The organism is Pseudomonas sp. RL_15y_Pfl2_60, from assembly GCF_963970595.1.
Taxonomy (GTDB): Bacteria; Pseudomonadota; Gammaproteobacteria; order Pseudomonadales; family Pseudomonadaceae; genus Aquipseudomonas.
Genome location: NZ_CAXAOE010000001.1, coordinates 384111 through 405424, shown reverse-complemented (window position 1 = coordinate 405424; position 21314 = coordinate 384111). Strand labels below are relative to the sequence as shown.

Annotated in this window: 15 protein-coding genes and 4 tRNA genes; 10 read left to right on the top strand and 9 right to left on the bottom strand. The window is 56.9% G+C overall.

Annotated elements, in window-relative coordinates:
* Window positions 1-315: 315 nt before the first annotated feature.
* Window positions 316-3225 (bottom strand): ribonucleoside-diphosphate reductase subunit alpha, encoded by a 2910-nt coding sequence (locus AACY26_RS01920; RefSeq protein WP_339510434.1) that lies wholly within the window; start codon window positions 3223-3225, stop codon window positions 316-318.
* A gap of 861 nt (window positions 3226-4086) precedes the next feature.
* Here AACY26_RS01920 and AACY26_RS01915 point away from each other — a divergent pair.
* Together AACY26_RS01915 and AACY26_RS01910 are read left to right on the top strand one after the other, a co-directional pair.
* Window positions 4087-4809: a winged helix-turn-helix domain-containing protein gene (locus AACY26_RS01915; RefSeq protein ID WP_339511684.1), complete on the top strand. Its 723-nt coding sequence runs from the start codon at window positions 4087-4089 to the stop codon at window positions 4807-4809.
* On the top strand, window positions 4806-6410 hold the full coding sequence (locus AACY26_RS01910; RefSeq protein ID WP_339510432.1) for an ATP-binding protein: 1605 nt from the start codon (window positions 4806-4808) through the stop codon (window positions 6408-6410). Before AACY26_RS01915 ends, AACY26_RS01910 begins: the two co-directional genes overlap by 4 nt.
* On the opposite strand, the gene AACY26_RS21300 is transcribed toward AACY26_RS01910, so the two are convergent.
* The 4 genes from AACY26_RS21300 to AACY26_RS01895 form a co-directional block, all read right to left on the bottom strand.
* Complete coding sequence (locus AACY26_RS21300) at window positions 6339-6512, bottom strand: hypothetical protein (RefSeq protein ID WP_445261252.1); 174 nt, start codon at window positions 6510-6512, stop codon at window positions 6339-6341. The two genes, AACY26_RS01910 and AACY26_RS21300, sit on opposite strands and share 72 nt — an antisense overlap.
* Complete coding sequence (locus AACY26_RS01905; RefSeq protein WP_339510430.1) at window positions 6461-7360, bottom strand: EamA family transporter; 900 nt, start codon at window positions 7358-7360, stop codon at window positions 6461-6463. Before AACY26_RS01905 ends, AACY26_RS21300 begins: the two co-directional genes overlap by 52 nt.
* Before the next feature lie 91 nt (window positions 7361-7451).
* Window positions 7452-8948: an MDR family MFS transporter gene (locus AACY26_RS01900; RefSeq protein ID WP_339511682.1), complete on the bottom strand. Its 1497-nt coding sequence runs from the start codon at window positions 8946-8948 to the stop codon at window positions 7452-7454.
* 49 nt (window positions 8949-8997) lie between these two features.
* Complete coding sequence (locus AACY26_RS01895; protein ID WP_339510428.1) at window positions 8998-10047, bottom strand: HlyD family secretion protein; 1050 nt, start codon at window positions 10045-10047, stop codon at window positions 8998-9000.
* 107 nt (window positions 10048-10154) lie between these two features.
* Between AACY26_RS01895 and AACY26_RS01890 the strand changes: the two genes are divergently transcribed.
* From AACY26_RS01890 to AACY26_RS01860, 7 genes are all read left to right on the top strand, one after another.
* A complete protein-coding gene (locus AACY26_RS01890) occupies window positions 10155-11075 on the top strand; it encodes a LysR family transcriptional regulator (protein ID WP_339510426.1) in 921 nt (306 codons plus the stop codon).
* Window positions 11076-11153: 78 nt separating this feature from the next.
* The gene (gene gltX / locus AACY26_RS01885) at window positions 11154-12635 is read left to right on the top strand and encodes a glutamate--tRNA ligase (protein WP_339510424.1); all 1482 of its coding nucleotides are present in this window, start codon (window positions 11154-11156) and stop codon (window positions 12633-12635) included.
* Window positions 12636-12779: 144 nt separating this feature from the next.
* Window positions 12780-12855 (top strand) — tRNA-Ala (locus AACY26_RS01880).
* Between the two features lie 70 nt (window positions 12856-12925).
* Window positions 12926-13001 (top strand) — tRNA-Glu (locus AACY26_RS01875).
* Window positions 13002-13053: 52 nt separating this feature from the next.
* Window positions 13054-13129: transfer RNA gene (locus tag AACY26_RS01870), tRNA-Ala, on the top strand.
* Window positions 13130-13204: 75 nt separating this feature from the next.
* A tRNA-Glu gene (locus AACY26_RS01865) sits at window positions 13205-13280 on the top strand.
* A gap of 359 nt (window positions 13281-13639) precedes the next feature.
* Entirely contained in the window at window positions 13640-14089 is a 450-nt protein-coding gene (locus AACY26_RS01860; protein WP_339510422.1) for an acyl-CoA thioesterase, read from the top strand.
* On the opposite strand, the gene AACY26_RS01855 is transcribed toward AACY26_RS01860, so the two are convergent.
* Entirely contained in the window at window positions 14086-14496 is a 411-nt protein-coding gene (locus tag AACY26_RS01855; protein WP_339510420.1) for a hypothetical protein, read from the bottom strand. The two genes, AACY26_RS01860 and AACY26_RS01855, sit on opposite strands and share 4 nt — an antisense overlap.
* Before the next feature lie 161 nt (window positions 14497-14657).
* Here AACY26_RS01855 and AACY26_RS01850 point away from each other — a divergent pair, with 161 nt between their 5' ends.
* Window positions 14658-15629, top strand: a complete 972-nt coding sequence (locus tag AACY26_RS01850; RefSeq protein ID WP_339510418.1) for a tRNA dihydrouridine synthase — start codon at window positions 14658-14660, stop codon at window positions 15627-15629.
* Between the two features lie 109 nt (window positions 15630-15738).
* On the opposite strand, the gene AACY26_RS01845 is transcribed toward AACY26_RS01850, so the two are convergent.
* The 3 genes from AACY26_RS01845 to AACY26_RS01835 all read right to left on the bottom strand — a co-directional run bounded on the left by AACY26_RS01845 (window position 15739) and on the right by AACY26_RS01835 (window position 21193).
* A complete protein-coding gene (locus AACY26_RS01845; RefSeq protein ID WP_339510416.1) occupies window positions 15739-16485 on the bottom strand; it encodes an SDR family oxidoreductase in 747 nt (248 codons plus the stop codon).
* A gap of 61 nt (window positions 16486-16546) precedes the next feature.
* Entirely contained in the window at window positions 16547-20218 is a 3672-nt protein-coding gene (locus AACY26_RS01840) for a sensor domain-containing protein (protein ID WP_339510414.1), read from the bottom strand.
* Window positions 20219-20299: 81 nt separating this feature from the next.
* Complete coding sequence (locus tag AACY26_RS01835) at window positions 20300-21193, bottom strand: LysR family transcriptional regulator (RefSeq protein ID WP_339510412.1); 894 nt, start codon at window positions 21191-21193, stop codon at window positions 20300-20302.
* Between the last annotated feature and the right edge of the window lie 121 nt (window positions 21194-21314).

The following is a 21314-nucleotide window of genomic DNA, read 5'->3' as shown; positions in this document are numbered from 1 at the left end:
TGCCTGAACGTCGCTGGCAATACTCTAAATCTGTAGTTAGAAACCAAAGGTTCTAACGCTGTATTTATCGCTAGCTGATAACCAAGCCTAGCAATCTTGCTGTGTTATTGCGCCGGGTCTGTTGATCTGAATCATCCGCACAAGCGTCGGTTTTCATCTTCATCACTTTGCTTACAACAGCCCAAGCGTGAGACTGAGAGAGTAGCCGCTAGGCGCCGACTGGCCCTGAACCCCTGAGCGTACGCATGTACGTGATGGGGCAGGGCCAGTCGGCAACAACGCGGATGCCTCTCAGCATCGCGCGTCACGTTCTACTTACTGGCAGGCTTCGCAGTCGGGTTCGTCTATGGCACAGGCTTTTGGCACTGGCGCTGGACCGGCCGCCATCTCGACTTCCGGGGCTGCCTTGCTTGGCGCTGCGCTCAAACCGTCGTTGCCGCCGCTCGATACTGCGTTGAGCTTGCCGGTGTTGACTGTCGATTTCTCGGTGCTGGTTGCGGCCAGGGCACGGAGGTAGTAAGTGGTTTTCAGGCCACGGTACCACGCCATGCGGTAGGTCACGTCGAGCTTCTTGCCCGATGCGCCAGCGATGTACAGGTTCAGTGACTGCGCCTGGTCGATCCACTTCTGGCGACGGCTGGCAGCGTCAACGATCCACTTGGTTTCAACTTCAAACGCGGTGGCATAGAGCTCTTTCAGTTCTTGCGGGATGCGCTCGATCTGTTGCACGGAACCGTCGTAGTACTTCAGGTCGTTGATCATGACCGAGTCCCACAGGCCGCGTGCTTTGAGGTCGCGAACCAGGTATGGGTTGATCACGGTGAACTCGCCGGAGAGGTTCGATTTCACGTACAGGTTTTGGTAAGTCGGTTCGATCGACTGCGAGACGCCCGTGATGTTGGCGATGGTCGCGGTCGGTGCGATGGCCATGATGTTGGAGTTACGAATACCTTTCTGTACACGGGCGCGAACCGGTGCCCAGTCGAGGGTTTCATTAAGGTCTACATCAATGTACTTCTGGCCACGCTGTTCGATAAGGATCTGCTGCGAGTCGAGCGGCAGGATGCCTTGCGACCACAGGGAACCTTGGAAAGTCTCGTAGCTGCCGCGCTCATCAGCGAGGTCGCACGAGGCTTGGATCGCGTAGTAGCTGACCGCTTCCATCGACTTGTCGGCGAACTCGACTGCCGCATCCGAACCATAAGGAATGTGCTGCAGGTACAGCGCATCCTGGAAGCCCATGATGCCCAGGCCAACTGGACGGTGCTTGAAGTTGGAGTTGCGCGCCTGCGGCACCGAGTAGTAGTTGATGTCGATAACGTTATCGAGCATACGTACCGCGGTGTTGACGGTTTTCTGCAACTTGGCGGTGTCCAGCTTGCCATCCACGATGTGGTTCGGCAGGTTGATCGAGCCGAGGTTACAGACCGCGATCTCGTCCTTGTTGGTGTTCAAGGTGATCTCGGTGCACAGGTTCGAGCTGTGGACCACGCCAACATGCTGCTGCGGGCTGCGCAGGTTGCATGGGTCTTTGAAGGTCAGCCATGGGTGGCCGGTTTCAAACAGCATGGACAGCATTTTGCGCCACAGGTCTTTGGCCTGAATGGTTTTGTGCAGCTTGATCTTGCCGTATTCGATCAGCGCTTCGTAGTACTCGTAGCGCTCTTCAAAGGCTTTACCGGTCAGGTCGTGCAGGTCCGGCACTTCGCTTGGCGAGAACAGGGTCCATTTGCCGTCATCGAAGACGCGCTTCATGAACAGGTCAGGAATCCAGTTAGCGGTGTTCATGTCGTGCGTGCGGCGACGGTCATCACCGGTGTTCTTGCGCAGCTCGATGAACTCTTCGATGTCCATGTGCCAGGTTTCAAGGTAGGCGCACACGGCACCTTTACGCTTGCCACCCTGGTTTACGGCAACGGCGGTGTCGTTGACCACTTTAAGGAAGGGCACAACACCCTGGGATTTGCCGTTGGTGCCCTTGATGTAAGCGCCTAGCGAGCGAACCGGTGTCCAGTCGTTGCCCAGGCCGCCAGCGAATTTCGACAGCATGGCGTTGTCGTGGATCGCGTGGTAGATGCCAGACAGGTCATCCGGCACTGTGGTCAGGTAGCAGGACGACAGTTGCGGGCGCAGGGTACCGGCGTTGAACAGGGTTGGGGTCGAGCTCATGTAGTCGAACGACGACAGCAAGTTATAGAACTCGATGGCGCGGTCTTCTTTTTGCTGCTCTTCCATCGCCAGGCCCATGGCCACGCGCATGAAGAACACCTGTGGCAATTCGAAGCGAATACCGTCCTTGTGGATGAAGTAACGGTCGTACAGGGTCTGCAGGCCAAGGTAGGTGAACTGGCCGTCGCGCTCGTGGTTGATGGCCTTGCCGAGCTTCTCCAGATCGAAGTCTTGCAGCTTCGGATCGAGCAGGTCGAACTGAATACCTTTGGCAATGTAGGCAGGCAGTGCCTTGGCGTACAGGTCAGCCATTTCGTGATGGGTGGCGCTGGTGGCGACTTCGAGGAAGGTCAGGCCTTCTGCGCGAATGTTGTCCATCAGCAGGCGAGCGGTGACATAGGTGTAGTTTGGCTCGCGCTCTACCAGGGTCCGCGCGGTCATTACCAGCGCAGTATTAACGTCGCTCTGGGCAACGCCGTCATAGAGGTTCTTCAGGGTTTCTTTCTGGATCAGCTCGCCATCGACCTCGGCCAGGCCTTCGCAGGCCTCGGTGATGATGGTGTTCAGGCGGCCCATGTCCAGCGGTGCAACGCTGCCGTCAGGATGAGTGACGCGGATGCTTGGGTGCGGCTCGGCAATGTTGCCGCTGACTTCGCGCTTACGCTCTTGCGAGCGCGATTCGCGGTAGATCACGTAGTCACGCGCGACTTTCTGTTCGCCAGCACGCATGAGGGCCAGTTCTACCTGGTCCTGGATTTCTTCGATGTGAATGGTGCCGCCCGAAGGCATGCGGCGCTTGAATGTGGTGGTGACTTGTTCAGTCAGGCGCGCAACCGTCTCATGGATACGTGACGAGGCGGCAGCGGTGCCGCCCTCAACTGCAAGAAACGCCTTGGTGATGGCTACGGTGATCTTGTCATCGGTATAGGGCACAACAGTGCCATTCCGCTTGATCACACGCAGCTGACCTGGCGCGGTTGCTGCCAGGTCTTGGGTGGCGTCAGAAGCCTGCGGCGCTTTGGCCTGCGGGTTCTCGCGATTGGTGTCGGTATGCATGGATGTCTCCGTGTTCTGTATTTATGTAGACCGGCATTTACAGTGGTTTACTGCAAGTCACCTGTCGTTCATTCCATTTCAACAACGCCATGCGCAGAACTGTGCGCATGGGGCTTGCAAAACAGGGCAGAGAAGGCGTGTCTGATAAACGCCTTCCTGGCTCTTTAAGTCTTGTGCCAATTTGTGGTTGGCGATACTAGATGTAGTAATTGGCCTGGTTCGATTTTGCAGCGCGGTCACGCTGGGTACGCTCTGCTGGCGTTATTCACACTGTGACCGCTGTGTACCGCTTTGAAACAGGTTGAACAGCAAATAAGGCGCACTTTTTCAGTTCAGGGCTGGATCTTTTAGGTGCAAATATGCTTGGTTGTTTATTCTGCGAAAACCCAATATGTAGGTGTTTATCTCGCGTGAGATACAAGATAGTGCGGTGTGGGAGGGATGGCAAGTCAACATATTGTGCCAGCCTGTGGATAAAGCTGTGGGTTAACCTTGGGTAGTTTTCGCAAAGCCCCGATATTGCTGGGATTTGTCTCGCTGCACCGTTCGTCGTTGTCGAAAATGTTTTTTTCAGTCTCTCAAAGAGAGTTTTTAGTCAATCACATAAACACAATATGTAGGGTTTTTATTACAGGAGTTGGAGCGCTTTATGCAGGTGCGGCGGCGCACTCTACGCGAGGCAGTATTCGCTGTGAACCCTGCAGCAAGAATGCAGGTGTAGCTGTGCTGATTTGATGCGTCTGGCATGCGGCGCCAGGAATGTGCACTATGCACCCAGCCTGTGACCTGTGCTGGTTGCTACAATCTGCACGCCAGTTATCTGGGCTCAATGGTGTTGTGGGCGTCTTTAAGGAGAAAGTTGTGGAGCAAGAGCCGCCGCGGGTGTTGATTGTCGAGGATGATCAGCGCTTGGCAGAGTTAACCCGCGATTATCTGCTGGCTAATGGGATGCAGGCCGAAATCGAGTCGGACGGCGCGCAAGCGGCTGAGCGGATAATCGTTGAGCAACCCGATCTGGTGATTCTCGATGTGATGCTGCCGGGCGAAAGCGGCTTGCAGATTTGCAGCAAGGTGCGCCCGGATTACGCTGGCCCGATCCTGATGCTGACCGCCCGCACCGATGACACTGACCATGTGCTCGGGCTTGAGACCGGCGCTGATGATTACGTCTGCAAACCGGTGCGGCCACGTTTATTGCTGGCGCGCATCCAGGCATTGCTCAGGCGCTTTGGGCCCAGGGCTGGCGCCCCAGTTGCTGGGGAGCGACGCTTGCAGTTCGGGCCGTTGGTGGTGGATAACGCGCTGCGTGAAGCCTGGCTGGCCGACCAGCCTATTGACTTGACCGGTGCTGAGTTCGACTTGCTCTGGCTGCTGACTTCCAATGCCGGGCGGATTCTGTCGCGAGAAGAAATCTTCACCGCCTTGCGTGGCATTGAGTATGACGGTCAGGATCGCTCGATTGATGTGCGTATCTCGCGAATACGGCCCAAGATCGGTGATGACCCTGAACACCCGCGTTTGATCAAGACGGTGCGCAGCAAGGGTTATCTGTTTGTGCCCGAGGCGGCTGCCCTGTACCAATGAACTCAATTTTCCTGCGTATCTACGCTGGCATGCTCGCCGTGTTGGTGCTGGTTGGGCTGCTGGGCGTCGGCACCCTGCACCTGGTCAACGAGGTGCGCAGCGATCAATACCGCGAGGACTTGGCGCGCGGCACTTTCAACCTGATGGCCGATAATCTGCAGCCGATGATTGATGTCGAGCGCCGCCGCGCCATTGCAACCTGGTCGCGGTTGCTGGGCATCCCGCTGCACATTGTTTCGGTGGCCGGCTCTGGCCTCGACAGCACCTCGCGCAGCCGACTGTTACGTGGCCAGGTGGTGGTCAAGCTCACGGGGCCGCATGCCGTCCAGGTATCCACCTTGATCAGTGAGTCGCAGCAATTGTTGCTGGTTGGCGAGGTGCGCCAGATCAGCGAACAACTGGCGCGTGCGACCATCTTTTTGTTGATTGATGAGCTGGTGCGCTTCCCGGTTGATGAGCAGCCCCAGCGCCTGGCTGATATCAAGCAGAGCAAGCAGTTTGGCTTCGACTTGCGGCTGATCCGCATCGAGGATGCCAACCTTGATGTTGATCAGCGTCGGCGCATTGATGAGAGCGACACGGTAATGGCCTTGGGCAAAGGCGGCGACAGCATTCATGTGTACTCCGGGATCGTCGATACGCCATGGGTGTTGGAGATTGGCCCGCTGTACCAGATGAATCCTTACCCGCCACAGTTGCTGGTGTTGATCGCCATGCTTGGGCTGAGTTTGATTGGCGTGACCGTGTACTTTCTGGTGCGGCCTTTGGAGCGGCGCCTGCGCGGGCTTGAGGGCGCGGCCAGCTTGATCGCCAGCGGCAAGCTGGATGCGCGGGTTGCGGCACACGGCGCCGACTCGGTCGGACGCCTGGCATCTGCGTTCAACGATATGGCCGAGCACTTGCAGCGCTCACTGGGTATTCAGCGTGAGATGGTGCGCGCGGTGTCGCACGAGTTACGCACACCGCTGGCGCGCCTGCGGTTTGGCCTGGAGATGGTTGAGGACGCCGGTAATGAGCAAGATCGCCAACGTTACCTTGAGGGCATGGACAGCGACATCCATGACCTCGATAAGCTGGTGGATGAAATGCTCACCTACGCGCGGTTGGAGCAGGGAGCGCCCGCGATCAACTTCCAGCCGGTCAATCTTCAGTTGTTAATCGAGCAAGTGGCCGATGAACTGGCACCGCTGCGTGCCGAGGTGCGGATTGAGTGCGGACCTTCATCCGCTGCTGCCGATGAGCCCGCCGTGTTGGTTGAGGCGGAACCGCGTTACCTGCACCGCGCGTTGCAGAATCTGGTGAGCAATGCATTGCGCCACGCTGAGTCGCGGGTGCGCATCAGCTATCAAATTGATGACGAGCGTTGTTGCTTGAGTGTCGAGGATGACGGGCCCGGCGTGCCAGAAGATGAATGGGAGCGGATCTTTACCCCGTTCCTGCGCCTGGATGACAGCCGTACGCGCTCATCTGGCGGGCATGGCCTCGGGCTGTCGATTGTACGGCGAATCATCTACTGGCATGCCGGGCGCTCACAACTGGGTCATAGCGAGGCGCTGGGTGGCGCGCATTTTAGTTTGGTCTGGCCGCGTCGCCAGGCCTAGGGCCGGCTTACCCATTGCGAGGGCGGACAACGCTTTTGTCCGCCAAGGCGCTAGCGCCTGCCGAAGATAATCAGCATCACGCCGCCAAGCGTAATAACGCAAGCCAGCATTGCCAGGGTGCTTAGCTGTTCATCAAGCAGCAGGTAGCCAAGCAGTAGCGCGACAACCGGATTGATGAAGGCGAAGGTCGAAACCAGGCTTGGCCGTACCTCGCGCAGCAGCCAGAAATAGGCGGGATACACGCCAAGGCTAACCGGCAAGACCAGGTAAGCCATCCACAGCCATGATTGGCTGCTCAGCGAACCAAGGTCGAGATTTTGCCAGTCACCATGCAAGACACCGAAGATCGCCAGCAACAGCGCGCCAATCAGCATCTGCAAGCTGAGCCCAAACCAGCTTGAACCAAAGGCTGGTCGCTGACGCAGCAGCCAGGCACCGGTGGCCCAGATCAAGGTGGCGATAACCACTGTTGCGCCGGCAAACCATTGGGCTGATGAAGCGCTGCTGTCGAGGCCGTTGCTCATCAACAGGACAATGCCGGCGCAGGCAATGGCCAAGCCGCACAGGACCCAAAGCGGCGGACGCTCGCCGAGTAACCATTCCAGCGCCACACTCCATAGCGGCAGTGTGGTGTAAAGCATCGCCACCATGCCGGTTGGCAGGTATTGGTTGGCGTAGATCAACGCGCCCTGGCCAATGGCGATCAGTGATAAACCGCCAATGAAAACGCCGCCGATATCACTGCGTTTAAACCTGAGTTGTCCGCTGGCAAGCACCCAGATCAGCGCCAGTGCGCCGGCCAGGGTGAAACGCAGGCTGCCAAGAACGAAAGGTGGCAGTTCACGGAGCAGGAAGTGATTGGCCAGATAGGTGGTGCCCCAGCCAATATAAATAACGCTGAAGGCGCCAATCAGCATCAGTGTGCGGGCGCGAGAGTCGGTTGTGGGCATGTTCAGCCTGGTAAATGCACACCGCTACTGAGCGGTGCAGGTCTATATGAAATGGATTGTTTAAGGACCCGGAAAGCCAGAGCAGCGGCTGTCAATGAGCGCCCGCGCTTGCCGCATTAGTGTTTACAGGCAGCTTCTTGGTCAATAGAACCGCTGTCATGCTGATGCACAAGGCAATGCCAATCCAGTGGAAGGCGTCATTGTAAGCCATGATCATCGCTTGCTCATGGGTGATTTGGCTGATTTTTGCCAAGGCCGCTTGCTCGCTGCCAAGTTTTTCCGTGAGCAAGGCCATGCGCTCTGCAACTTGCGGGTTGCTCGGCACCAGCGACTCGCGCAAGTAATCGAAGTAAACCTTGGCCCTGCTGTCGAGCAACGTGGCCAGCAGGGCGATGCCGATGGCGCCGCCGAGGTTGCGCAGAATGTTGAACAGGCTGGAGGCGGAGCCAGCATCTTGCGGCATGATGTAGGCCGTGGCGATCAGCGACACGGTGACCATTACCATCGGCTGCCCCAACGCCCGGATAATCTGGATGTGGTTGAACTGCTCCCCGGCGAAATCCGGGTTGAGCACCCCAGACAAAATACTCGCCGCGCCAAACAGGGCAAAACCGAGCGCGCAGAGCCATTTGGGGGAAATTACCTTCATCAGCAGCGGCACCAGCGGAATCAAGAACAGCTGGGGGATGCCCATCCACATGATGACCTGGCCGATCTGCAGGGAGTTGTAGCCTTGAATCTGCGCCAAGTACAACGGCAACACATAAATCGAGCCATACAGGCCCATGCCCAGGCCGACGCTGGAAATGCTGGACAGACCAAAGTTGCGCTCGCCCAGAATTCGTAAATTGATCAGTGGGTTGCTGCGGGAAAACTGCAAAATCACAAACAGGATCAAGCTGATGCTGGCAATGCTGCCAAGCCCGGCAATCAGGTTGGATTCCAGCCAGTCCTTGCGATGGCCTTCCTCAAGAAATACTTGCAGGCAGCCAAGCCCAATGCCAAGGGTGACAATGCCGGCGTAGTCAGTGCTTTTCAGCAACTCCCAATGAGAGGCTTTCTTTTCCAGGCCATAGAGCAAGCCTGCGATCATCAGCAAGCCGGGCGGAATATTGATGTAGAAGATATATTCCCAACCAAATTGCTCTGTCAGCCAGCCGCCCAATGTTGGGCCTATTGAGGGGGCAAAAGTGGCGGTCATGGCAAACAGCGCCATGCCTTTGGCGCGGTGATGTTCCGGCAGCTTGATCAGGGTCAGGGTGAATGCCAGGGGAATGAGAGCGCCGCCGGTAAAGCCTTGCATGGCGCGAAATACGATCATGCTGTCGAGGCTCCAGGCCATCGAGCAGAGTAGGGATGAAATCAGGAAGCCGATCGAAACCCAGACTGCCAGGCGCCGCGCAGACAGCAACTGCACGAGCCAGGCCGTGAGAGGAATCATGATGATTTCAGCAACCAGGTAGGACGTGGAAATCCACGAGCCTTCTTCAAGTGTGGCTGAAAGCGCGCCTTGAATATCCTTGAGTGATGAGTTGGTGATCTGGATGTCGAGCACCGCCATAAAGGCGCCCAGCATCACGCTCATCACCGCAATCCAGTCGCGCCTGCTGGGTTCGCCAGTCGGTCGGACGAGTTGATCACCCGCCATGGCTTTGGTCGTCGCTGATGTCTACGACTACTTCAACCGACATGCCGGGGCGAATCAGGCCATGCAGAGGGTTGTCCTTGTCGAACATCAACTTGACCGGGATACGCTGCACCACCTTGGTAAAGTTGCCGGTGGCGTTATCTGGTGGCAGCAGGCTGAACTGCGCGCCCGATGCGGCGAACAGGCTGTCGACCTTGCCCTTGATTGGTGTGTCGGGAAAACTGTCGAAGGTCAGTTCGGCGCTTTGCCCTGCGCGCATGTGGCCAATTTGGGTTTCCTTGAAGTTGGCCTGGACCCAGATGTCCTGGTCCGGTACCAGCGACATCAGGTAAGCACCGGTTTGCACATATTGACCATTACGAGCGGCACGCTGGCCGACGAAACCGCTGATCGGCGCGCGGATTTCAGTGCGGCTGATGTTGAGTTTGGCTTGTTCGATATCGGCGCGGGCACTGGCAATTTGCGCGTTGAGGCTCTTGATTTCAGCTTGCAGGGTGTCGATCTGCTGTTTTTGCGCCTGCAGGTCAGCTTCGGCCTTGGCCACCTGGGAGCGTGCAACGCTGCTGTCGGCATCAAGGGTGGTGACGCGCTCTTCCGAGATATAGCCCGACTGGCGCAGGGTGATAGCGCGCTGCATATCGATCTTGGCACGGCTTAGTGTCGCTTGGCTGGCACTGACATCAGCCTTGCTGGCCGCGATCATGCTGTCTTGTTGGCTGAGGGTGCTTTGCGTTTGTGCGAGTTGCGCTTCACGGGTGGCCAGGGTGGCTGCGGCGCGCTGCAATGCCAGCTTGAAGTCGCTGTTTTCCAGTTCGACCAGCAGTTGGCCTTGCTCGACATGCTGGTTGTCCTGCACCAGCACCTTTTCCACGCGGGCACTGAGTTGGCTTGAGACGCGGGTGATTTCGCCTTGGACATAGGCGTTGTCGGTCTCTTCGTGGAAGCGACCGATCAGCCACCAGTGTGCAAAAAATGCAGCCGCGATGACCGCAAGAATGGCCAAAAAGACAAACAAACGGCGTTTTAATTGGGCGGGCATGGTGGCTGACTCAAAGCGTCGACAATAATTCTTGCAAATCTAACAGTGTTCCTTTTCAGCCTCTAGCCGTTAGACTTCATAAACTTTGTTGCTTATAGGGAACAATCATGGGGCTAGATGATGCGCTGATTTTCACCCGGGTGGTTGAGCATCACAGCTTTACCCAAGCGGCTAACAGCCTGAATATGCAGAAATCAACGGTGAGTCGGCGCATTGTCTTGCTCGAAGAGCGCTTGGGCGTGCGCCTGCTGAACCGGACCACGCGTAAGTTGCGTCTGACCGAAGTCGGCGCGGCTTATTACGAGCGTTGCCGGCAGATCATGCTCGATTTCGCCGAGGCAGAGCAGGCCGTCATGCAGCTGCAGCAAGAGCCATCGGGCTTGCTGCGTATTACGGCGGCAGTTGAATTTGGCCAGCAGTTTCTTGGCCGCGTGCTGGGCGAGTTTATGCGGCAATACCCAGGCATCACGGCTGAGGTTGAGCTGACTTCACGCAATGTTGATCCGGTTGAAGAGGGCGTTGATATCGTCATTCTCGTCGGCCAGCCGCAAGACTCGACATTGGTTGCACGCAAGTTGTTTGAAGCGCGATGCCGCTTGTGTGCCAGCCCTGCTTATTTGGCTGCGCATGGGACACCCGCTTGCAGTGAGGACTTGGCCCAGCACCGCGCTATTCTCCTGCAGCGGGACGCGTCCCGGTATTGGCCCTTGCTTGATGACAGCATTGCCTGTGAACGGGTGTTGCTGTGCAACAACATTACCTTTGCTCGCGAAGCTGTATTGGCGGGTGCGGGCATTGCCGCGTTGCCGAATATGATTTGTGAGCTGGCGATTCGCGAAGGGCGGTTGATCGAATTGCTGCCAGAGGCTGCGTTGCCAACAGTTGAGGTCTATGCGATTTACCCGTCACGGCGCTTCCAGGCGATGAAGGTTAAGACCTTTCTCGACTTCTTGATGAAGAGCCTGGCCGAGCAACAAGCACGTGAACTGGAGCCAGCCATGGCAGGCCTGCTAATATTGGCAACCTGATCATCGCTTGAAGAGCAATGCAGCCTGTTGCGGCTGCCTGGCTCCATTGCGTCTCGCACCGCTTGCAAGAGAGCAACCATGAAAACTGTTCGTACCCGTATTGCGCCGTCGCCTACCGGTGACCCGCACGTAGGCACCGCTTATATCGCTTTGTTCAACATGTGTTTTGCGCGCCAACACGGTGGTGAATTCATTCTGCGTATTGAAGACACCGATCAACTGCGCTCTACGCGTGAGTCTGAACAGCAAATTTTCGATGCGCTGCGTTGGTTGGGTATTGAGTGGAGTGAGGGGCCAGATGTTGGCGGTCCGCACGGCCCATACCGGCAGAGCGAGCGTGGCGACATATATAAGGAACACACCCAGCAACTGGTCGACAAAGGCCATGCATTCCACTGCTTCTGTACTTCTGAGCGTCTCGATAAGCTGCGCGCCGAACAAATGGAGGCCAAGCAGACGCCACGTTACGACGGCCTGTGCATGAATTTGCCTGCAGATGAAGTCAAGCAACGCCTGGCAGCCGGCGAGCCAAATGTCGTGCGCATGAAGGTGCCGACCGAAGGCGTTTGCGTGGTGCCGGACATGCTGCGTGGTGATGTCGAGATCCCGTGGGATCGCATGGACATGCAAGTGCTGATGAAGACCGATGGCCTGCCAACTTACTTCCTGGCCAACGTGGTTGACGATCACTTGATGGGCATTACCCACGTATTGCGCGGCGAAGAGTGGTTGCCATCGGCGCCCAAGCTGATCTTGCTTTACGAGTACTTTGGCTGGGAACAACCTGAGCTGTGCTATATGCCGCTGCTGCGCAACCCGGACAAGAGCAAGCTGTCGAAGCGCAAGAACCCAACCTCGATTACCTTTTATGAGCGCATGGGTTACTTGCCGCAAGCCATGCTCAATTATCTGGGGCGCATGGGCTGGTCGATGCCTGACGAACGCGAAAAGTTCACCCTAGACGAGATGGTTGAACACTTCGATATCAAGCGCGTTTCTCTGGGCGGGCCCATTTTCGATCTGGAAAAACTGTCCTGGCTCAACGGCCAGTGGATGCGCGAACTCAGTGTCGAGGACTTTATAGCTGGCGCTCAGCAGTGGGCGTTCAATAGCGACTACGTCAAGCAGATTGCGCCCCACGTGCAAGGCCGTGTCGAGACGTTTAGCCAGATTGCGCCATTGGCGGGCTTTTTCTTCGCCGGTGGGGTCAATCCGGATGCTGCACTGTTCGAGCACAAAAAACTTTCGTCCGACCAGGTGCGCCAGGTGATGCAACTTATTTTGTGGAAGCTCGAAGCCTTGCGTCACTGGCAAAAAGACAATATTACGGGCTGCATCCAGGCCGTGGTCGAACATCTGGAATTGAAGCTGCGTGATGCCATGCCGCTGATGTTCGCTGCAATCACCGGCCAGGCCAGCTCTGTTTCGGTGCTCGACGCTATGGAAATCATCGGCCCTGACCTGACCCGTTTCCGTCTGCGTCAGGCGATTGAACTGCTCGGCGGCGTGTCGAAAAAAGAAACCAAGGAGTGGGAAAAACTGTTAAACGCAATCAAGTAATTACTTGGCCAGCCTGCGGTGATTGGTCATGTACCGGCGGGCAAGGGTAAGTGGTTGTTCTGTCAGCATAAAGAATAGTTGTATGGGTAGAATTTTGTTGACAGAGGGCGGGGCCGCACTTAATATGCGCCCCGTCCTTGAGATGGGGCTATAGCTCAGCTGGGAGAGCGCTTGCATGGCATGCAAGAGGTCGACGGTTCGATCCCGTCTAGCTCCACCAATCTCTTTAAAGCCGAAAGGCTTGCCACGGCCGGTTCATTGAACGGGTCGAGTTGTTAGAAGGGTTTTGCGTCCCCTTCGTCTAGTGGCCTAGGACACCGCCCTTTCACGGCGGTAACAGGGGTTCGAGTCCCCTAGGGGACGCCACTATTGAAAAAGCAGTTCCGCAAGGTACTGTGAGCCGAGAGGCGATAAATCTGGGGGTATAGCTCAGCTGGGAGAGCGCTTGCATGGCATGCAAGAGGTCAACGGTTCGATCCCGTTTATCTCCACCAATTTTGCAGTAGCACGTTTGTGTTTTAAATCTGCCACGGGCCAGCTATTTGCTGGCCTTGTTTTTCGAAGGATTCGTCCCCTTCGTCTAGTGGCCTAGGACACCGCCCTTTCACGGCGGTAACAGGGGTTCGAGTCCCCTAGGGGACGCCATTTTACCCGCCTGTCGGGTTTTAAAAGGGCCATTCTGCAAAGAATGGCCCTTTTGTTTATCTGCATTTTAATTTCCCTTTCCCCTTGGGCTGATACATGGCCTGTCGCTGACGTGCGCCTTGGCTCGGAGTGAATGCTTTGTTGTGTTGCGAGCGGCTAAGCCAGCCATGGATTGAGTGGCGCGGGCCCATTGCAGGGTGCTATGACAGGCGATAGCCATTGGTGTCGATGGTTGTTTCAAGCGCTCGGCTCTGGCAGTGTGCAAGGCTCAGAGATGAGGCTGGCTTGACCGGACTCATCAGCCATGACTTATTGATCGACTGCTCACGTATGCTTGTGGGCAGTGTGGAGCGGTGTAGATGAACTGGGATATGGCCAATCCATTTGTGATCGACATTATTGTGGGCGCAGATGATATCGACGGCCTTGGGCATGCCAATAACGCGGTCTATGTCAGTTGGCTGGAGCGCTGTGCGTGGCGCCACTCGCAATTTCTTGGTTTAGATCTGGTTGAGTATCAGCGCCTGGATCGAGCGATGGCGGTGACCCGTCACGAGATTGATTACCTGGCCAGTGCCTATGAAGACCAAGAGCTGCAGATGGCAACTTGGATTGTCGAGTCCGATCAACGCTTGAAGATGGATCGCCGTTTTCAGTTGGTTCGCCCGCAAGACGGGGTGACCTTGTTGCGTGCCAAGACAACCTTTGTCTGTATCGAGTTGTCCAGCGGCAAGCCCAAGCGTATGCCGCCGGAGTTTATTGATGGCTATGGACAGGCGCTGCAGCCGGTTTTCCCGATGGAGCTTTAGCTGTTTGGTTCTTGTCCGGGGCCGTTGCTGGGGGCAAGGAACAGGCTGTCCTGGTCAATCAAGACCTGGAAGTAGCGGGTTTCACCGGGTTTGATCAGCATCGACTGCTGGCTGCGCAGGTTGATGGAGCCGCAATAGCCAGCAGGTGAAAGAGCCAGCTCTGCATTGAAATTTCCCGCCGGGATATTCAGCTCAATCGACTCACCAACCGCCAGGGCCAAGGGCGCTTGGCCGGTGATCAGTATCTCGACATCGCAAGCGGTTGGTGCATTGCGGTCGCGGCTGATCACGACTTTTGCTGCATACTCGGGAATCGCTTCGAAATGAATCTCCGGCTGCTCTACTTGCGCCGCCTGGCTCAGGCAGCTGCTAAGTATGCCGGCGCATAGCAGGAGTTGACGTCGCATCTTGATCCTTGATTTTGCGTCTTCAGGTGGCCCTTGCAGGCGTTTAGCCAGTGTAACGGAAAGCCCGGATAAGTCTTTAACAAAGCGCCCTTGATCGCCAATATTTCAACTTGGGCGTGTAGCTGCGTACACTGCGCAACGTTTTTTTCGAGAGTAGCCCTATGCAAATCGCCTTGGCGCCCATGGAGGGGTTGGTCGACCATATTCTTCGTGACGTACTGACTCGCATTGGCGGCATTGATTGGTGCGTAACCGAGTTTATTCGCGTCACCGAGCGTGTACTGCCCGCTTCGGCCTATCGCAAGCTGGCGCCTGAACTGTTTACAGCTGCGCAAACCCGAGCAGGAACCCAGTTGCGTGTGCAACTGTTGGGCTCCGATCCGCAGTGTCTGGCCGACAATGCAGCGTTTGCCTGCACGTTGGGCGCGCCTGTCATCGATTTGAATTTTGGCTGCCCGGCGAAAACTGTAAACAAGTCGCGCGGCGGAGCGGTGCTGCTCAAGGAGCCTGAGTTGCTGCATCGGATCCTGCGTGAAGTGCGGCGTACGGTTGCACCTGACATTCCGGTGACTGCCAAGATGCGCCTGGGGTTTGACGATAAAGGGAGTGCGGTCGAGTGCGCGCAAGCGCTGGCCGAAGGCGGTGCAGAGCAAATTGTGGTGCATGCCAGGACCAAGGTCGAAGGCTACAAGCCACCGGCCCATTGGGAGTGGGTGGCGCTGATAAAAGAGGCGGTGAAAGTGCCGGTGTTTGCCAATGGCGATGTCTGGACGGTTGCCGACTGGCAGCGCTGTCGCGAAGTCAGTGGTGTCGATGACGTCATGATCGGTCGAGGCCTGGTGAGTCGTCCCGATCTGGCTCGGCAGATCGCCATGGTCAAGGCTGGCGAGCCTGTGGTCGAGATGACATGGCAAGAGTTCCAGCCGCTGCTCAATGACTTTTGGCTGCAGGCGCGCAAGAAGCTTTCGCCACGCTTTGCCCCGGGGCGCCTCAAGCAATGGTTGGCGCTGCTGACGCGTAATTACCCGGAGGCTGTGTTGTTGTTCAATCAGTTGCGACGCGAGAATGACTGCCTGCGCATTGATGCAATGCTTGGCGTTGAGATGCCCCTGAGCGCTGAACTTGTCGGTTAACTAGCTCCCCCGGTGGACAAGCTTCGCATTGTCTCACCCTACGGCTTGCTTGCGACTTGCGGAGTGATTGACGCTTTTCAACCACCAGTCTGGACTAGCGCTCAGCCTTCTAGCGTCCGCCACTGATATCCAGTAGTGCTCCACTGGCATAGGAGGCTTTGTCGCTGGCCAGCCAGAGAATCGCTTCAGCCACTTCCTGAGCGCTACCGCCACGTCCCATTGGTACGCTGGCGCTGACCCGGGCAACACGGTCTGGCTCGCCACCGCTGGCGTGAATCTCTGTGTCTATCACCCCGGGGCGTACGGCGTTAACGCGAATGCCCTGGCTGGCGACTTCCTTGGCCAGGCCCAGGGTCATGCTGTCGATCGCACCTTTGGCTGCTGCGTAATCAATATACTCAGCGGGGGCGCCGAGTTTGGCGGCAATCGAGGACAGGTTGATAATAACGCCGCCGTGGCCGCCATTATCGGTGGACATGCGCTTGACTGCTTCGCGCGCGCAGGCAAAGCTGCCAAATACATTAGTGGCGAAAACCCGCTGCAGGCGTGCGCTGTCCATCTGCTCAAGACGCATCTGTGGTTCGAGAATGCCGGCGTTATTGACCAACACGTCGATCCGGCCAAAGTAGCGGTCTATGGATTTGAATAGCTGCTCAACCTCGGCATCAACGGCAATATTGGCTTGCAGTGCAATGGCTTCACCGCCCGCAGCCTTGATCTCGGCAACCAGTGCTTCGGCCGAGGTGCTTTGTTGATGATAATTGATGCATACGGCGTAACCTTCGGCCACTGCCAGGCGTGCGGTTGCAGCGCCAATGCCGCGGCTGCCGCCGGTTATAAGCATGACTTTGTGCATAAAGGGTCTCCTGTACCAGGTGGGCAGCATTTTCCGCGGCTAGAGACGTCTTGATGGTGGCTTAGCTGCGTTTTTGCTGGTCGGGCAAGCGTTGCAACAACGCCTTGAATTCGTTGAGCGGGACCGGTTTGCTGAACAGGTAGCCTTGATAGAGGAAGCAGCCCTGGCTGTGCAGGAACTCAAGTTGCTCTTGTTGTTCAACACCTTCGGCAATCACAGTCAGGCCAAGGCTCTTGGCCATGGCAACGATGGCCCGGATGATTTCAGCATCGTTGGGGTCGGTCGTGGCATCGCGGATAAAAGACTGATCAATCTTAAGTACGTCGACCGGCAGGCGCTTGAGGTAGGTCAGTGAGCTGTAGCCGGTACCGAAGTCATCCATGGCGAAACTCACGCCTATCTCGCGCAGCTGGTTCATTTTCCGGATGGTGTCATCAATGTTCTCGATAATAATGCTTTCGGTCACCTCGAGCTTGAGTTGCGGCATGTTTTCGGGGTCCAGGCAGCTATGCACCAAGGCAACAAACTCGTCCTGGCGAAACTGGCGCGGGCTGATGTTCACGCAGAGGCTGAAGTTATCGCGATTGAATAAACCCTCAGCCAAAAGTTGTGCATACACCCGGCAGGCTTCTGCCAGCACCCAGCCGCCGACCTCGAGGATCAAGCCACTTTCCTCGAGGATGTGGATGAACAGCCCGGGTGATTGCGGCCCAAGGCTTGGATGGTCCCAGCGCAGTAGCGCCTCTGCGCCGATTATCTGGTTGCTGCGCGCATCGACTTGGGGTTGGAAGTAGAGTTCGAATTCACCGCGCACGTGAGCCATGCGCAAGTCATTTTCAAGACGTAGTCGTTCGCTCGCGGCTTCTTGCATGGAGTTGCGAAACAGCTGGATGGTGTTGCGCCCCGAGTCCTTGGCGCGATACAGGGCAATGTCGGCGCGTTTTAGCAGGTCTGCCGGCGTGTCGCCGTGATCCGGGATCAATGCGATGCCAATACTGGGCGTGACCTGCAGGCGCTGGCCGTCCAGCAGCATGGGTTCAGCCAGCAAGGTGCGGAATTGGTTGGATATCTCAGTAATCTGGCGCATGACCGCTTCTGTGTCGCCTTCGAGTCTTGAGATCAAGATGACGAACTCATCACCGCCCAGGCGTGCAACGGTGTCTTCCTGGCGTACGCTGGCTTCCAGGCGTGCGGTGATAAGGCGCAGCACGTTATCGCCGACCGGATGGCCCAGTGAGTCATTGATGTGCTTGAAGTGATCCAGGTCGATAAACAGCAATGCGCCGCGCAAATTGTGGCGCTTAAGCAGGGCTATCTGTTGGGTCAGACGGTCCATCAGCAAGGTGCGGTTGGGCAGGTTGGTCAGCGGGTCGTGATAGGCCATGTGCTGGACCTGAGCCTGGGCACTCTTGAGTTCACTCACGTCGCGGGCTGTCAGCAATAGGCATGGTGTTTCATTGAGCTCGATATTCTCGACCGAGACTTCAACGGTTTTTTGCGTGCCGTCGCGATGTTTGCCGCGCATTTCCATATGGTGGACATGGCCGTGGTGTGCCAGGTGCGTGAGCATCATCTGGCGCTCTTCAGCGTTGGCCCAGATATTGATCTCGTAGGCCGTCCTGCCGATGACGTCTTCTGCGCTATAACCGGTGAGCTTGCAAAAGCCTTCGTTGACTTCGATATAGCGGCCGCTGTCGCGCTCGGTGATGGTGATGGCGTCCGGGCTTGAGTGGAAAGCCTTGGCGAATTTTTCCTGGCTGGCGCGCAGTGCAGCTTCGGACAAAACGCGCTCGCTGATATCCCGGAAGGTGGTGGTGATGCACAGGCGACGATCAACCCGGATAAACCGAGTTGAGATGGCGCAGGTCAACAGCGCGCCCGAGCGATGGTAAAAGCAGGCTACCTCTTCATCTAGCGCTTGCTCGCGGTTGAGCTTTTGGTAGAGCCGTTCACGGTCACTCTGGTCTTTCCAGAAGCGGATATCCAGGCTGCTGCGATTGATGATGTCACTGTCTGCCCAGCCAAAGGTCTTGCTGAACTTGGGGTTTATGTTGATAAACACGCCGTCACTGACGCGAGTGACGCAGATGGGGTCCGGGCTGGCTTGGAACAGCTTGGCGAATTTCTCTTCCGAGGCCGCAAGGCGCTGTTCACGCTGAATGCGCTCGGTAATATCAAGCAATATGCCGGTCATGCGCAGGGGCGAGCCGTCGGTATCGCGATAGAGTTTGGCAGTGCTCTCGATGTAGTAAGTCACGCCGTCGGTATGGCGTGCGCGATAGATCACCTGGTAGGACTGGCGCACACCGCTCAGCAGTTCTTTATAGGCTTTGAGTATCGTGCGTTGGTCTTCGAGCGGAACATTGCTGAGCAATGTCTCGAAGTCGCCGTGGTAAGGCGTGGCGGCTAGTCCATGTAAAATCGAAGTGCGTTGCGAGCCGTAAATCAGATTGCTGGGAATATGCCAGTCCCAGGTGCCAAGGTCGGCTGAGTCGAGCGCCAGGTTCAGGCGCTCTTGGCTCTCGTTCAGCACCTGGTTCTGGGCGCGTTGTTTGGAAATGTCACGCACGGTCAGGATCAGGCAGGCTTGGCCGTTGAGGATGATCTCTCCGCCAAACAGCAGGTTGGTGCTGATGCTGCCATCGCGGCTGTGCAGGCGTACTTCAAGCTCATTGAGTTCGTTACGCTTTACGGCGTCGAGCATGCGCTGGCGACTGCCCTGGTCCGTCCAGATGCCCAGCTCAATCGAGGTGCGTCCGACGGCTTCGGCCTTGCTCCAGCCAAATCGGCGTTCAAAGCTTGGGTTCACTTCAACGAAGCGGCCTGTGCCAAGGTTGGTTATGACCACCGCATCAGGGCTGTATTGAAAGGCCTTGGAGAATTTTTCTTCACTGATGCGCAGTGCTTCCTCGGCGCGCTTCTGTTGGCTGGTGTCGGTGAAGGAGCTGAGCATGAACGGTTGGTTGTCCAGCTCGAGGTATTGGCTGGAGAGCACGCCGTCAAGGATGTCGCCGCTGCGAGTGCGCAGTTGAGCCTGCTGCACAATGGGGTCGCGCACCTTGTCGATGGTCCGCTTGAGGTATTGCTGTTCGGTGTCGTGCACCCAGATATTGAGTGAGTCGCAACTGCAACCGATCGCCTCTTCGGCGCTCCAGCCGAGGCTGTGCTCAAAGTGCTGATTCACCTCAATCAGGCTGTCATCGGTCAAGCGGACCAGCATCACAATGTCCGGGTTTAGCTGGAACAGGCTGGCAAAGCGCTGCTCCGAGCTGATCAGGGCGTCGGAGCGCTGTTTCTGGAGGGTGTAATCGCGTACCACGCCATACATCTGTGGCCGATCCTGATCATCGGATTTGAGGCTGCCGTTGACTTCGATCCAGTGCAGGCTGCCGTCTGGCCAGATAATCCGATGGCGCATGGGGCGCAATTCTGCGTTGCCATCGATAAGCCTGCGGAACAAGGACAAAACATGCTGGTGGTCCTCGGGCGGCACCAGGTCCAGGTATTCGAGACGCCGGTTTAATGGCCGATTTGGATCAAGACCATAAAGCGCCTGGGCGCCACGCGACCAACTGATTTGCCCGCTATTTATATCCCAGAGCCAAGCGCCCAGCTGGGCGCCGTTGAGTGCTGCAAGAAGGCGCGGAGCGTCGTCCCATGCCTGTTCGAATGCAGCAGGATCCAGTGCGGGGATGTGAGGCAAAATTACCGTGAGCTCATGATTGTTCGCCATCGGAGGCTCTATGGGTAAACGAAGTTGCCAGTGGCCTAGGCCGCGTACTGGCATTTAATAGTTATAGCTTCACGTTAGCCGTTATCGAGTTGCCGATGCAAGGTTGTCACCTTGGGTGTCGAGTAATTGCATAAATGCCCGTGCCGCATTTGAAAGCGTGCGCTCGCTGTGTGAAATGTAGCCTAGCTGCCGGCTCAGTTGGATGCCGGGTAGGGCCAGGCGATGAACCTGCTCATCAAGCATGGTGCGCGGTAGCACGCTCCAGGCCAGGCCAATGGATACCATCATCTTGATCGTTTCTAGGTAGTTGGTGCTCATGGCTATATTGGGGCTCAGCCCCTGGGCTTCGAACAGGCGCTGGACGATATGGTGGGTAAAGGTGTTGCCGCCAGGGAACACAGCGGGTTGCCTGGCTATATCGGCAAGTCTGACATCCGGCTGCTGAGCCAGCGGGTGCTCTGGTGCGACCACAAAATCCAGTGGATCATCCCAGACGGCGACTGCGCTCACCGGGGCTCGGGTTTCCGGTGCCAGGGTGATAACAGCCAGCTCGGCGCGACCATGTAGTATTTCTTCGTAGGCAACTTCCGAATCGAGAAACTGGATGTCCAGCGCCACCTGTGGATGGGTGCGGGTGAACTCACGTAGCAGCGCCGGTAGGCGGTGCAGGCCAATATGATGGCTGGTCGCTAGCGTCAATCGGCCACTAATTTCACCGCTCAGATTGGTCAAGGCCCGGCGTGTGTCATCCAGCACGTTGATGATCTGGTAGGCGCGAGGCAGCAAGGCGCGGCCCGCTTCAGTCAGGCTGACTTCACGACCCAGGCGGTCGAATAGGCGTACATTGAGCTGCTGTTCCAGGCTGGCGATTCGTTTGCTGACGGCAGGCTGGGTCAGGTGCAGGCGTTCGGCTGCGTCAGAGAAGCTGCCTACCTCGGCAATCGCGATAAATGCATTGAGGGTTGCCAGATCCATTTAGTATTCCTGTTTGTTATCCAATAGATGAAAAATATGAATTTGAGTAATTTATAGCAAGCCCATAAAATTGCCACATAAGCTAAAGGGATACTCCTGAAGCACAGAAATATGCTGATGA

Bases quoted from the DNA above. Each gene is read 5' to 3' on its own strand.
- AACY26_RS01920 (WP_339510434.1), bottom strand. From the start codon at position 3,225: ATGCATACCGACACCAATCGCGAGAACCCGCAGGCCAAAGCGCCGCAG.
- AACY26_RS01910 (WP_339510432.1), top strand. From the start codon at position 4,806: ATGAACTCAATTTTCCTGCGTATCTACGCTGGCATGCTCGCCGTGTTG.
- AACY26_RS01905 (WP_339510430.1), bottom strand. From the start codon at position 7,360: ATGCCCACAACCGACTCTCGCGCCCGCACACTGATGCTGATTGGCGCC.
- AACY26_RS01895 (WP_339510428.1), bottom strand. From the start codon at position 10,047: ATGCCCGCCCAATTAAAACGCCGTTTGTTTGTCTTTTTGGCCATTCTT.
- AACY26_RS01890 (WP_339510426.1), top strand. From the start codon at position 10,155: ATGGGGCTAGATGATGCGCTGATTTTCACCCGGGTGGTTGAGCATCAC.
- gltX (WP_339510424.1), top strand. From the start codon at position 11,154: ATGAAAACTGTTCGTACCCGTATTGCGCCGTCGCCTACCGGTGACCCG.
- AACY26_RS01860 (WP_339510422.1), top strand. From the start codon at position 13,640: ATGAACTGGGATATGGCCAATCCATTTGTGATCGACATTATTGTGGGC.
- AACY26_RS01855 (WP_339510420.1), bottom strand. From the start codon at position 14,496: ATGCGACGTCAACTCCTGCTATGCGCCGGCATACTTAGCAGCTGCCTG.
- AACY26_RS01850 (WP_339510418.1), top strand. From the start codon at position 14,658: ATGCAAATCGCCTTGGCGCCCATGGAGGGGTTGGTCGACCATATTCTT.
- AACY26_RS01845 (WP_339510416.1), bottom strand. From the start codon at position 16,485: ATGCACAAAGTCATGCTTATAACCGGCGGCAGCCGCGGCATTGGCGCT.
- AACY26_RS01840 (WP_339510414.1), bottom strand. From the start codon at position 20,218: ATGGCGAACAATCATGAGCTCACGGTAATTTTGCCTCACATCCCCGCA.
- AACY26_RS01835 (WP_339510412.1), bottom strand. From the start codon at position 21,193: ATGGATCTGGCAACCCTCAATGCATTTATCGCGATTGCCGAGGTAGGC.